Origin of the sequence: Isoptericola haloaureus (assembly GCF_036689775.1) — a bacterium.
GTDB lineage: Bacteria > Actinomycetota > Actinomycetes > Actinomycetales > Cellulomonadaceae > Isoptericola > Isoptericola haloaureus.
Genome location: NZ_JBAGLP010000117.1, coordinates 245,017 through 257,920, shown reverse-complemented (window position 1 = coordinate 257,920; position 12,904 = coordinate 245,017). Strand labels below are relative to the sequence as shown.

Below are 12,904 nucleotides of genomic sequence, written 5' to 3'. Positions count from 1 at the left end.
AAATGAGCGGCTGCGGGGGTCTATCGTGACGGATGCCAGGACAGTGCCACGAAAACGCCACCCGATCGGGCTGACCGAGGTGACGGACCTGTGCCACGATGCCACCAAACGACTGCGAAGGGATGCTCGATGACGAACGGCCCCCGGGTACTGCTGTACAGCGACGACCGCACGGTGCGTGAGCAGGTGCGACTCGCCGTCGGACCCCGGTTGGGTGCCGACGCTCCGTCGATCGAGTGGTTCGAGGCGGCGACCGCCCCGGCCGTGACGTCCGCGGTGTCCGCCCGCCGTTTCGACCTGCTCGTGCTCGACGGCGAGGCGGACAAGGCCGGCGGCATGGGCCTGTGCCGGCAGCTCAAGAACGAGGTCTACGACTGCCCGCCGATCGTCGTGCTGACCGGCCGCCCCGACGACGCCTGGCTGGCATCATGGTCGCTCGCGGACGCCGTGGTGCCGCGCCCGCTCGAGCCCTTCGCCGTGCAGCGCACCGTCGCGGACGCGCTGGCGCCGGTGGCCTGAGCGGGCGGTGGCGACCGCTGCCCCGTCCGCCCTGCCCGTCGACCGCGATCCCCAGGAGAACACCGCCGTGCCCACCAGCGACCCGACCGCACCCACCTGGCCCGGCGTGCTCTCCGAGCTCGTCGCCGGTCACGACCTCACCGCCGGGCAGACGGCCTGGGCGATGGACGAGGTGATGGCGGGCGAGGTCCCCCCGGCCCGGCTCGCGGGCTTCCTGGTCGGTCTGCGGGCCAAGGGGGAGACGGCCGCCGAGCTGACGGGGCTGGCCGACGCGATGCTCTCGCACGCGACCCGCATCGCCGTCCCCGGCCCGGCGGTCGACCTCGTCGGCACCGGCGGGGACCGCCACCACACCGTCAACATCTCGACCATGGCCGCGGTCGTGGTGGCCGGGACCGGCACGCGGGTCGTCAAGCACGGCAACCGGGCGGCGTCGTCGTCGTCCGGCTCGGCGGACGTCCTCGAGGCGCTCGGCGTCCGGCTCGACCAGCCGGCCGAACGGGTCGCCGAGATCGCCACCGAGGTCGGCATCACCTTCTGCTTCGCCGGGCTGTTCCACCCCTCGATGCGGCACGCCGGCACGGCGCGCCGCGACCTCGGCATCGCCACCGCGTTCAACTTCCTGGGGCCGCTGACCAACCCCGCCCAGCCGGGCGCCACGGCCGTGGGCTGCGCGGACGCGCGGATGGCTCCGTTGATGGCCGGGGTCCTCGCCTCCCGCGGCACCCGCGCCCTGGTGTTCCGCGGCGACGACGGGCTGGACGAGCTCGCGGCCACCGGCGGCACCGACGTGTGGGAGGTGCGCGAGGGCACCGTGGCCGAGGAGCGGTTCGACGCCGCCGCCGACCTCGGCCTGCAGCGCATCGAGGTCGCCGACCTGCGCGGCGGCGACGCCGCGCACAACGCGGAGGTGGCGCGCGGGGTGTTCGCCGGCACGGACCGCGGTCCCGTGCGCGAGACGGTGCTGCTCAACGCGGCGGCGGCGCTGGTGGCCGACGGGTCGCTGGCCGGCACGGCGCAGGGCACGCTCTCCCAGCGGTTGGCCGCGGGGGTCGAGCACGCCGCCCGCAGCATCGACGACGGGCGCACGAGCGACGTGCTGGAGCGCTGGGTCGCCGCGACGCAGCGCTGAGGCCCGGCCGCTGGCGGCGAGCCGACGCCGCGCGGGCGGTCAGTCGTCCAGGCCGAGGGCGAACGCCTGCTCGAGGTCCACGTGCGAGTAGGCGCGGAACGCGATGAGCGTCTCCGTGCGCAGCACGCCCGGCACCTTGCTGATGCCGTCGGCGATGACCTCGGACAGCTCGTCGTGCTCGCGCACGCGCACCATCGCGACCAGGTCCGCCTTGCCGGTGACCGAGTAGACCTCGCTCACCCCGGGCAGGTCGGTGACCCGGGACGCGACCTCGGGGATCTGGTCGGCGGCGGTGTCGATCAGCACGATGGCGGTCAGCATGCCGCCATCGTATCGACGGCGCCGCCCACCGCCAGCGCCACGGTGGCGGCCACGTCGTCGAGGTCGGCGTGGGCCACGGCCGAGCGCACCGGGCACGTCCACGGGTCCGAGACGTCGACGAGCCGCACCTCGGGCTGCTCGAGCCAGTCCAGCAGCAGCGCCGCCTCCTCGGGGTGCCCCGCCGGGGCGGGCGGTGCGGGCGCCTCGACCACCTCGGCGGTCGCCCGCAGCGCGTGCACGACCGGCCACGGGTCCTCGCCGGGCGGGCTGACCGCGGTGGCGGCCAGCCGTGCGTACCGCACGACGACCAGCTCCCAGCCTCCGTCCGCCGTCGGGCGCGCCGCCACCAGCTCCGCGCAGCGGCTCAGGGGGTCCAGCCGCTGCGCGCGCGCCGCGGCGCCGACGAAGGCGCGCAGCCGGGCCGTGACCTGGCCCGCCTCCTCGTACCGCTCCTCGGCGGCGAGCCGTGCCACCCGGTCGCCCAGGGCGCGCAGCACGACCTGGGGGTCGCCGGTCAGCGCCCGGGTCGCCTCGGCCACGACGTCGGCGTAGCCGGCGTCGGGCGTCCCGACGGCGGTGCACGGCGCCGAGCACCGGTCCAGGCCGGCGAGCGCGCACGGGCTGCGCCGCTCCCGCGCCACCAGCGGCAGTCGCTGGGTGCACTGCCGCAGCCCGAGCGCGTCGTGCAGGGCGTCGACGGCGGCCGTCGCCGTGCGGCGCGAGGTGAACGGTCCGATGTGCGGCGTGTCGCCGCGGACCTCGGTCACGACCGAGAGCCGGGGGTAGGCCTCGTCGGTCAGGCGCACCCACGTGCGTCGCTCGGGATGCTTGGAGCGCCGGTTGTAGCGCGGGGAGTGCTCGGCGATGAGCCGCAGCTCGCGCACACGGGCCTCGAGCGGCGTCGCGCACACCACGGGGGTCACGGCGTGCGCGATACGCACCATCTCCGTCATGCGACGGCGCTTCTCGGCCGCGGTGAAGTACGACCGGACCCGTTGGCGGATGTTGGTCGAGGTGCCCACGTACAGCACCTCCTCGTCCGGCCCCCGGAAGAGGTAGACGCCGGGGGAGGACGGCAGGCCGTCGGCGAGCGTCGCCTTGCGCCGCACGTCGGCGGGCACCGGGTCCGACGCCGTGGCCAGGTCCTCCAGGTGCGTCACGCCCAGCGGGGCGAGCCGTTCCAGCAGCCCGTGCAGCACGTCCACCGTCGCGCGGGCGTCGGCCAGCGCGCGGTGGTCGGGCGAGGTGCCGGCGCGGAACAGCGCCGCGAGGGTGGACAGCTTGTGGTTGCGGGCCTCGTCGCGCGTCACGACGCGCCGGGCCAGCGGCAGGGTGTCGACGACGGCGAACCCCGGCCACGCGTAGCCCAGCTCGGCGCACGCGGCGCGCAGGAAGCCGACGTCGAACGGGGCGTTGTGCGCCACGAGCACGGCGTCGTGGGCGAACTCCAGGAAGCTCGGCAGGACCAGGTCCGGGTCGGGGGCCGTGGCGACCATCTGCGTGGTGATGCCCGTCAGGCGGGCCACGAACGCCGGGACGGGGCGGCCGGGGTTGACCAGCGACTGGAACTCGCCGAGCACCTCGCCGCCGCGGACCTTGACCGCGCCGATCTCGGTGATGCCGGCGTCGTCGGCGCGGCTGCCGGTGGTCTCCAGGTCCACGACGACGAACGTGACGTCCTGCAGCGGGGTCCCCAGGTCGGCGAACGACGGCTGGACGCTCGTCCCCGGCTCCGCCCGGGCGGACGTGATCGACATGGCCGCGACGCTAGCGGGCGCCACCGACAGGCGGCGGCCGGGCCGGCACGCGCCGGCCCGGCCGTCCGGTCAGCTGGGGGACTGCTCCCGGGTGTCCTCGTAGAGCGCGTCGACGTCGGCGGCGAAGTCGTCGAGCACGACGGAGCGACGGACCTTCATCGAGGGCGTGAGGTAGCTGTTCTCCACCGTCAGGTCCTCCGGCAGGATGGCGAACTTGCGGATCGACTCCGCGCGCGAGACGGCCTCGTTGGCCCGGGTGACGGCGTGGTCCAGGGCGGCCAGCACGTCCGGGTCCTCCTTGGCCTGGGCCACGCTCAGCTCCGGCTTGTCGTGCATCTTGCACCAGCCGGGCAGGCCGTCCGGGTCGAGGGTGATCAGGGCGCCGATGAACGGGCGGTTGTCCCCGACGACGACGCACTGGCTGACCAGCGCGTGGGCGCGGATGCGGTCCTCGAGCACCGCGGGGGCGACGTTCTTGCCGCCCGCGGTCACGATGATCTCCTTCTTGCGGCCGGTGATCCGCAGGAAGCCGTCGTCGTCCAGCGAGCCGAGGTCGCCGGTGCGGAACCAGTCGCCGTCGAAGGACTCCGCCGTCGCCTCGGGGTTGCCGTGGTAGCCGCGGAAGACCTGCACGCCGCGCAGCAGGATCTCGCCGTCCTCGGCGATCTTGACCCCGCAGCCCGGCAGCTGCTCGCCGACGCTGCCGATGCGGTTGTTGCCCGGACGGTTGACGGAGGTCGGCGCCGTCGTCTCGGTCAGGCCGTAGCCCTCGATGATCGTCAGGCCGATGCCCCGGAAGAAGTGGCCGAGCCGCTCGCCCAGCGGGCCGCCGCCGGAGACGGCGTGGCGTGCCTCGCCGCCGAGCGCCCCGCGCAGCTTGCTGTAGACGAGCCGGTCCGCGACCTTGTGCTGAACGTTCAGCCAGAACGAGGGGCCGCCGGTGTCCTGGGCGCGCGACCAGGCGATCGCCGTGGCGGACGCCCAGTGGAAGATCTTCAGCTTGCCGCCCGCGGCGGCCTTCTGCTCCGCCGAGTTGTAGACCTTCTCGAACACGCGCGGGACGGCGAGCACGTAGGTGGGCTTGAACTCGGCCAGGCCCTCGGTGACCGTCTTGGTGTCGCCCCAGTGGCCGAGCACCGTGCCGCCGGCGACGGCGAGCACCTCGACGAACCGGGCGAAGACGTGCGCCAGCGGCAGGAACAGCAGCGTCCGACCGCCGGAGGCGAAGACCTCCGGCACGGCCGCGACGGCGTTCTTCGTCAGCAGCGCGAAGTTGCCGTGCGTGAGCTCCGCACCCTTGGGGCGTCCGGTCGTGCCCGAGGTGTAGATGATGGTGGCGACGTCGTCGAGGTTCGCCAGGCCGCGTCGACGCTCGATCTCGGCGTCCTCGACCTCGGCGCCGGCGGCGGTGAGGTCCGCGATCGCGCCGTCCTCGAGCGAGAACACCTCGCGCAGCGTGGGCGCGGTCTGCTGGACCTGCTTGACGATGCCGGCCATCTCGGCGTCCTCGGCCACGACGAGCGTCGTGCCGGAGTCCGTGACGATCCACTCGACCTGGTCGCGCGAGGAGGTCTCGTAGATCGGCACCGGCACGGCGCCGGCCGCCCAGGCGGCGAAGTCCAGGAGGGTCCACTCGTAGCGGGTGTGCGACATGATCCCGACGGCCTCGCCGGGCTGCACGCCCCGTGCGACGAGTCCCTTGGCCACCGCCACGACCTGCGCGTCGAAGTCGGTCCCGCTGATCGCCTCCCACCCGGAGGGCCCGGGGCGCTCGACCACCGTCGCCGACGGGTCCGGCGCGATGCGTTCGGCGAGGAGGTCGTTGAGGTTCGACGTGGCGGGGAGCTCAACGAGCTGCGGGGTGGTGATCTCGTCCATGCTGACTCCAGTGGCAGGGCTGTCCGACGGCGGTCACGATACCGCGTCGCAGCGCCCGCGCCGACCAGTCTCGTCCACGTCGTAGGTCGCCAGGTGGACGGTGCGTGCAGGCCACGTGGAGGTCGGTAGGCTGTCCCCGGCGCGTCGGCGCGCGCCGATCCCTCAGGCGCCGGTGCGAGACACGTGTCCGCGCCACGCCCCCGACGAGCGAACGTGAGGTCGTACGCATGCACGCCATCGGAGTCGACATCGGCGGAACCAAGATCGCCGTCGGCGTCGTGGACGAGGCCGGGCGCATCCTGGCCAAGGTCCGGCGGGACACCGCCGCCGACGACGTCGCGAGCATCGACCGTGCGATCGCCGACGCCTGCACGGAGCTGGCCCGGGAGCACGAGGTCGGCGCGATCGGCCTGGCCGCGGCCGGTTTCGTGAGCCCGGACCGCTCCTCGGTGCTGTTCGCCCCCAACATCGCCTGGCGCGAGTACCCGCTGGCGCAGCGGGTCGGCGACCTGCTCGACGTGGACGTCCCGGTGGTGGTGGAGAACGACGCGAACGCCGCCGGCTGGGCCGAGTTCCGGTTCGGCGCCGCGCACGACGCCACCGACATGATCATGCTGACCGTCGGCACGGGTCTCGGCGGCGCCGTCGTCGTCGACCGCGAGCTGGTGCGCGGCAAGTGGGGCGTGGCCGCCGAGGTCGGGCACATGCGGGTCGTCCCGGGCGGCCACTACTGCGGGTGCGGCCACGAGGGCTGCTGGGAGCAGTACGCCTCCGGCTCCGCGCTGGTGCGCGACGCCCGGCAGGCCGCCGTGGCGAACCCCGACGCGGCCCGGCGCCTGGTGGAGCTGGCGGGCGGCGACCGGGAGGACATCCAGGGGCCGCACGTCACGCAGGCCGCCCAGGAGGGCGACCCGCTGGCGATCGAGCTCCTGGCCACGCTCGGGCGCTGGATCGGCGAGGGTGCCGCGTCGGTGGCCGCGCTGCTCGACCCGGAGCTGTTCGTCATCGGCGGCGGCGTCGGAGCGGCCGGGGACCTGCTGCTCCTGCCGGTCCGCAAGGCCTACGAGGCGCAGCTGTCCGCGCTCGGTCACCGGCCGGTGGCGCAGATCGAGCTCGCCAAGCACGGCAACGAGGCGGGCATCGTGGGCGCCGCGGACCTGGCCCGACGCTGAGCCGCTCGGCCCGGTGACGTCTCAGACGACCGCCCCGGGGTCGTCGTCCTCGGGGTCGCGACGGTTCGGCATCCGCCAGACCAGGACGGCGACGGCGGCGACGAACGCGGCGCCGGCGGCCGGTCCGAGCCAGCCGGGCACGGACAGCTCGGCCAGCGCGGCGCGCAGCACGACGCTCAGCACGGTCAGCACGGGCACCGCGACGACGACGGTCCAGGCCAGGGTGAGCAGCGGGTCGCGCTGCCCGATGGGCGCGGGGTCCGGGGGGACGAAGTGCGACTCAGTCTCTTCCCGCCTCTCGACCTCCGGCGAGGCGGGCCAGTCGCGGGGTCCCGGCGCACGCGGCGCGGGGGAGGGGGCGGCGACCTCGGGCGTCGCGGTCGTGTCCGCGGCGTCGCCCGCGTCGGCGTCGCCCGCGTCGGCGTTCCCCTCGGCGTCCTCGCCCCGGGGCCCGGTCGGCGTGGACCGCGCGACGTCGCGGCCGGACTGCTCCACGTCGCTCAGTCGTGCGACGATGTCGGTCCAACGGGCGTCGACGTCGGCGTCCGGGAGGTCGTCCGGATCCGCGTCCCGGTTCGATGAAGCCATGGGAACACTCTATTGTCGTCGGTGACGCCGCGAGGAGGACCGTTGTTCTACTGGGTGATGAAGCACGTGCTGGTGGGGCCGTGGCTCCGGCTGGCCTTCCGCCCGTGGACCCGTGGCGTGGACCACCTGCCCGCGACGGGCGGCGCGATCCTCGCGAGCAACCACCTGGCAGTCATCGACTCCTTCGTGCTGCCGCTCGTGCTCGACCGGCAGGTGAAGTTCCTCGGCAAGTCCGACTACTTCACCGGCAGGGGGCTGCGCGGCCGCCTGGTGGCCGGGTTCATGCGCGGCGTCGGCACCATCCCCGTCGACCGCTCGGGGGGCAAGGCCAGCGAGGCCGCCCTGCGCACCGGTCTGCGGGTGCTGGACGAGGGCGACCTGTTCGGCATCTACCCCGAGGGCACGCGCAGCCCCGACGGGCGGCTGTACCGCGGCAAGACCGGGGTGGCCCGGCTCGCCCTGGAGTCCGGCGCCCCGGTGGTGCCCGTGGCCATGGTCGGCACGGACGTCGCCCAGCCGCTGGGGACGGTGCTGCCCAAGCCGATGCCGATCGGCGTCGTCATCGGCGAGCCCCTGGACTTCAGCCGCTACCGCGGCATGGAGAACGACCGGTTCGTGCTGCGCGCGGTGACCGACGAGATCGTCTACGCGATCATGCGGCTGAGCGAGCAGGAGTACGTCGACGTCTACGCGGCCACCGCCAAGGCGCGCCTCGCCCAGGGGCTGCCCGTCGACCCGACGCCGGGCGGCGGGACGCCGGAGCGCCGGCCCGTCCCGGAGCCGTCGCCGCGACCGGAGACGGAGCGACCCGAGCGCTGAGACGGTGCCGCGCGGGGGGCGCGGTCCTCGTAGGATGGGGACCGCTGTTCATCCCCCAACGAGAGGTTGCACCCTCATGTCGGTCCGTCGTGTGGCCCTGCTGACCGCCGGTGGCTTCGCCCCGTGCCTGTCGTCCGCGGTCGGTGGCCTCATCGAGCGTTACACCGAGCTCGACCCGTCGATCGAGATCATCGCCTACCAGTACGGCTACCACGGCCTGCTGACCGGCACGAAGATCGAGATCGACGCCGAGGGCCGCCGTCAGGCCGGCATCCTCCACCGCTTCGGCGGCTCGCCGATCGGCAACTCGCGCGTCAAGCTCACCAACGCCGCCGACTGCGTCAAGCGCGGCCTGGTCGCCGAGGGCCAGGACCCGCTGCACGTCGCCGCGGAGCAGCTCAAGGCCGACGGCGTGGACGTGCTGCACACGATCGGTGGCGACGACACCAACACCACCGCCGCCGACCTCGCGGCCTACCTGCACGAGAACGACTACGAGCTCACCGTGGTCGGTCTGCCCAAGACGATCGACAACGACGTGGTGCCGATCAAGCAGTCGCTCGGCGCCTGGACCGCGGCCGAGGAGGCCGCCGGGTTCGCCGCGAACGTCATCGGCGAGCACCGGTCGGGTCCGCGCATGCTCATCGTGCACGAGGTCATGGGCCGCCACTGCGGCTGGCTGACCGCCGCCGCGGCCGCGGAGTACCGCACGTGGCTCGACGCCCAGGAGTTCGCCCCCGCGCTGGGCCTCACGCGCGAGCGCTGGGACGTGCACGCGGTGTTCCTGCCCGAGCTGGCCCTCGACATCGACGGCGAGGCCGAGCGCCTCAAGGCGATCATGGACACGCACGGCAACGTCAACATCTTCCTGTCCGAGGGTGCGGGCATGCACGAGATCGTCGCCCAGCTCGAGGCGGCCGGCGAGGAGGTCCAGCGCGACCCGTTCGGCCACGTCAAGCTCGACACGATCAACCCGGGCCAGTGGTTCGCGAAGCAGTTCGCCGAGAAGCTGGGCGCCGAGAAGGTCATGGTCCAGAAGTCCGGGTACTACTCGCGCGCCGCCGCGGCGAACGCCGAGGACCTGCGGCTCATCAAGTCGATGACCGACCTGGCGGTCGAGTGCGCCCTGCGCGGCGAGCCCGGCGTCATCGGCCACGACGAGGAGGACGAGGACAAGCTCAAGGCGATCGCCTTCCCGCGGATCGCCGGCGGCAAGGCCTTCGACGTCCACCAGGAGTGGTTCGGCGCGCTGCTGGCCGACCTCGGTCAGCCGCTCGTGCCGGCGCAGCCCTCCGAGCACTGAGGCGGTCGGGCACCATGAGCACCGCCGTCGACGTCGTCGCGCCCGGGACGGACCCGCAGGGGCTGGACCGGTTCCGCGACTTCGAGGCACGTCAGCAGCCGGTCTGGCCGGACGCCGACGCCCTGGACGCCGTCGCCGCCCGGCTGGCGGTCGCGGCGCCGCTCGTGGTGCCCGCCGAGGCGGACACGCTCACCGAACGCCTCGCCGCGGCCGGCCGCGGCGAGGCGTTCCTCCTGCAGGGCGGGGACTGCGCGGAGACGTTCGCCGACGCGAACGCGACGCGCATCCGCAACAAGGTCCGCACCATCCTGCAGATGGCCGTGATCCTCACCCACGGGGCGAGCACCCCCGTGGTGAAGATGGGCCGGCTCGCCGGGCAGTACGCCAAGCCGCGCTCGGCGGACACCGAGACCCGTGACGGGGTCACGCTGCCCTGCTACCGCGGCGACATGGTCAACGGTCACCCGTTCACCCCCGCGTCGCGGATCCCGGACCCCGACCGGCTGGAGCAGGCCTACCGGATCTCCGCCGCGACGGCGAACGTGGTGCGCGCCTTCACGCAGGGCGGCTACGCCGACCTGCGTCGCGTGCACGAGTGGAACCGCGGCTTCATGGAGAACCCGGCCTACGCCCGCTACGAGCGCACGGCCACGGAGATCGACCGGGCGATCCGGTTCATGGACGCCTGCGGGGCCGACTTCGACGCCCTGCGCACGGTCGAGTTCTTCCTCAGCCACGAGGCGCTCATCCTCGACTACGAGCGGGCGCTGACCCGCGTCGACCCGCGGTCCGGGCTGGCCTACGACACCAGCGCCCACTTCCTGTGGATCGGGGAGCGCACGCGCCAGCTCGACGGGGCGCACGTGGAGTTCCTGTCGCACGTGGCCAACCCCGTGGGCGTCAAGCTCGGGCCGACGACGACGCCGGACGACGCGATCGCGCTGGCCCGGCGGCTCAACCCGGACAACGTCCCCGGGCGCCTGACGTTCATCACGCGCATGGGCGCCGGTCGCGTGCGCGAGGTGCTGCCCGACGTCGTGCACCGGGTGACGGCGGCGGACATCGCGGTGACCTGGGTGACCGACCCGATGCACGGCAACACGATCACCTCGGACAGCGGCTTCAAGACCCGCCGGTTCACCGACGTGCTCGACGAGGTCACCGGCTTCTTCGAGGTGCACCGCGACCTGGGCACGGTGCCCGGCGGCCTGCACATGGAGCTCACCGGCGACGACGTCACCGAGGTCCTCGGCGGCAGCGAGGAGATCTCCGACGCCGGGCTGGCCGAGCGCTACGAGACGCTCGTGGACCCGCGCCTGAACCACCAGCAGTCCCTCGAGACCGCCTTCCAGGTCGCGGAGATGCTCACCAGACGGTGATCGTCACGGTCGAGCCCACCGGCGCGCTGCCGGTGGGCTCCTGCTCGCGCACCTCGTCGCGGAACGCGGGCAGCCACCCGCCGAGCAGCCCGGTCACCTCGACCTCGAAACCCGCCTCCTCGAGCGCCGCCGTGGCCTCGTCACCGGTCATGCCCGTGACGTCGGGCACCTCGGCCTGCGGCGGCCCCGCGGACAGCGTCAGCGTGACCGTGTCGGTGCGGCGCGCCGTCGTGCCCTGCTCCGGATCCTGGGCGAGCACGCGCCCCTCGGCCACCTCCGTCGAGGTCTCCGGGTCGGCGTAGGCGACCTCGAGGCCGGCCGCGGCCAGGTCCTCCTCGGCCTCGTCGGCGGAGCGCCCGACCACCTGGGGCACGCTGACCGGCGCCGGTCCGTCGGACACCGTCAGGGTCACCACCGTGTCGTGCCGCTGCCGGGACCCCCCGGGGACCGAGGTGCCCAGGACCTCGCCCTCGGGCGCGGCGTCGTCGTGGACGGTGTCGACCTCGACGGCGAACCCTTCCGCGTCCAGGGCGGCCTCGGCGTCCTGCCGGGGCGAGCCCACGAGGTCTGCGGGCACCGTGAGCATCCGCACCCCGAGCGAGACGACCAGCTCCACGCTGCCGTCGCGACGCACCCGCTCGCCCGAGGCCGGGTCGGTGGCGACGACGTCGCCCGCCGGGACGTCGTCGTGGTGCCGCTCCCGGGTCTCGGCGTCCAGGCCCTGCGCGGCGAGCGCGGCGTCGGCGTCCTCGGCCGGTGCACCCACCAGGCCCGCCGGCACGGTCGTCCAGGCCCCGGGACCGGCGGCGAACCACCACCAGGTGCCCGCGCCGCCCCCGCCCAGCAGCAGCACCAGCAGCACCGCCCACACCACGGCGCCGCGCCGGTGGGTCCGCTCCGGGGCCGGCGGACCGGCTCCGACCGGTCCCGCCAGGGCGTGGGTCGGCTCGGTGACCAGGTGCTCGGTCCGGTGCTCGCCGGCGGGCACCTCGGTGAAGAACGCGGTGGGGATCTCGTCGACGGCGTCGGCGGACCCCGGACGCGGGGCGTCCGGGTCGTCGTCAGGACCCGTGCCCGGGTCGTCGTCGCCGTCGTCCTCGGCCGGCAGCACCGGCCGGTCCGCGCGGCGGTCGAGCACGTCCGGGTCCAGCAGCGCCCGGGCCCCGGCGACGGCCGCGCCCGCGGCGCCGGCGTGCGCGGGGCGGCGGTGCGGGTCCCGGGCCGTGAACGACGCCACCAGGCGGTCGAGCTCCGCGGGCAGCCAGTCCACCCGCTGCGAGGGTGCCGGGAGGTCCTCGTGGACGTGGTGGAAGGCCACGCCGATCGGCGGCTCGCCCGGGTAGGGCACGGTGCCCGTCAGCATCTCCGAGAGCAGCACGCCGACGGCGAAGACGTCCGTGGCGGGGCTCGTCCCGCCGGACGTGATCACCTCGGGCGCCAGGTAGGCGACCGTGCCGAGGATCGTCCCGCTGGCCGTCGAGGTCACCTCGGTCACGGCGCGGGCCAGGCCGAAGTCGGCGACCTTGACGGTGCCGTCCGAACCCAGCAGGACGTTCTCCGGCTTGATGTCGCGGTGCACCAGACCGACGCGGTGCGCGGCGGCGAGCGCCTCCAGCACCTGGGCGGCCACATCGAGGGCCCGCCCGACGGGCAGCGGCCCCTGCTGCAGCTCGGCGCGCAGGTTGCTGCCCTCGACGTACTCCATCGTCAGGTAGGAGGTGTCGCCGTCGAGACCCTGGTCGAACACCGCGACGACGCCGGGGTGCGACAGGCGTGCCGCGGCCCGCGCCTCGCGCCGGAAGCGGGAGACGAAGCTGGCGCCGTCCACGCCGTCGGCGAGGTGCGGGTGCATCACCTTGACCGCGACCTCGCGGCCCAGGCGCCGGTCCCGGGCGCGGTAGACGGTGGCCATGCCTCCGCGGGCCACGCGCGCGACGATCTCGTACCGCCCGTCGACCAGGCGGCCGAGCAGAGGATCGGTCGTCGTGGAGGCCACGCAGCGATCCTACGGGGACCTGGGTCCGGCGGCCCGGAGG

11 protein-coding genes are annotated in these 12,904 nt (G+C 74.3%); 6 read left to right on the top strand and 5 right to left on the bottom strand.

Annotated elements, in window-relative coordinates; genetic code table 11:
• Window positions 1–129 precede the first annotated feature (129 nt).
• Entirely contained in the window at window positions 130–519 is a 390-nt protein-coding gene (locus V5O49_RS09360; RefSeq protein WP_278234660.1) for a DNA-binding transcriptional response regulator, read from the top strand.
• A 67-nt stretch (window positions 520–586) separates the two neighbouring features.
• Window positions 587–1,651 (top strand): anthranilate phosphoribosyltransferase, encoded by a 1,065-nt coding sequence (gene trpD, locus V5O49_RS09355; RefSeq protein WP_332902147.1) that lies wholly within the window; start codon window positions 587–589, stop codon window positions 1,649–1,651.
• Window positions 1,652–1,690: 39 nt separating this feature from the next.
• On the opposite strand, the gene V5O49_RS09350 is transcribed toward trpD, so the two are convergent.
• From V5O49_RS09350 to V5O49_RS09340, 3 genes are all read right to left on the bottom strand, one after another.
• Complete coding sequence (locus tag V5O49_RS09350) at window positions 1,691–1,972, bottom strand: Lrp/AsnC family transcriptional regulator (RefSeq protein WP_332901987.1); 282 nt, start codon at window positions 1,970–1,972, stop codon at window positions 1,691–1,693.
• Entirely contained in the window at window positions 1,966–3,729 is a 1,764-nt protein-coding gene (locus V5O49_RS09345; protein ID WP_332901986.1) for a DEDD exonuclease domain-containing protein, read from the bottom strand. The genes V5O49_RS09350 and V5O49_RS09345 overlap by 7 nt, the downstream gene beginning before the upstream one ends.
• 69 nt (window positions 3,730–3,798) lie before the next feature.
• Complete coding sequence (locus tag V5O49_RS09340) at window positions 3,799–5,607, bottom strand: AMP-dependent synthetase/ligase (protein ID WP_278234657.1); 1,809 nt, start codon at window positions 5,605–5,607, stop codon at window positions 3,799–3,801.
• Between the two features lie 227 nt (window positions 5,608–5,834).
• On the opposite strand from V5O49_RS09340, the gene V5O49_RS09335 reads away from it, so the two are divergent.
• The gene (locus tag V5O49_RS09335; protein ID WP_332901985.1) at window positions 5,835–6,779 is read left to right on the top strand and encodes an ROK family glucokinase; all 945 of its coding nucleotides are present in this window, start codon (window positions 5,835–5,837) and stop codon (window positions 6,777–6,779) included.
• A gap of 21 nt (window positions 6,780–6,800) precedes the next feature.
• On the opposite strand, the gene V5O49_RS09330 is transcribed toward V5O49_RS09335, so the two are convergent.
• Window positions 6,801–7,367, bottom strand: coding sequence for a hypothetical protein (locus tag V5O49_RS09330; RefSeq protein ID WP_332901984.1), 567 nt, complete (start codon window positions 7,365–7,367; stop codon window positions 6,801–6,803).
• Window positions 7,368–7,409: 42 nt separating this feature from the next.
• Between V5O49_RS09330 and V5O49_RS09325 the strand changes: the two genes are divergently transcribed.
• The 3 genes from V5O49_RS09325 (at window position 7,410) to V5O49_RS09315 (ending at window position 10,868) form a co-directional block, all read left to right on the top strand.
• Entirely contained in the window at window positions 7,410–8,186 is a 777-nt protein-coding gene (locus V5O49_RS09325) for a lysophospholipid acyltransferase family protein (RefSeq protein ID WP_332901983.1), read from the top strand.
• A gap of 76 nt (window positions 8,187–8,262) precedes the next feature.
• Window positions 8,263–9,489 (top strand): pyrophosphate--fructose-6-phosphate 1-phosphotransferase, encoded by a 1,227-nt coding sequence (locus V5O49_RS09320; protein ID WP_278234653.1) that lies wholly within the window; start codon window positions 8,263–8,265, stop codon window positions 9,487–9,489.
• A 14-nt stretch (window positions 9,490–9,503) separates the two neighbouring features.
• Window positions 9,504–10,868 (top strand): class II 3-deoxy-7-phosphoheptulonate synthase, encoded by a 1,365-nt coding sequence (locus V5O49_RS09315; protein WP_332901982.1) that lies wholly within the window; start codon window positions 9,504–9,506, stop codon window positions 10,866–10,868.
• Here V5O49_RS09315 and pknB read toward each other — a convergent pair.
• Window positions 10,855–12,864, bottom strand: a complete 2,010-nt coding sequence (gene pknB / locus V5O49_RS09310; RefSeq protein WP_332901981.1) for a Stk1 family PASTA domain-containing Ser/Thr kinase — start codon at window positions 12,862–12,864, stop codon at window positions 10,855–10,857. The two genes, V5O49_RS09315 and pknB, sit on opposite strands and share 14 nt — an antisense overlap.
• Between the last annotated feature and the right edge of the window lie 40 nt (window positions 12,865–12,904).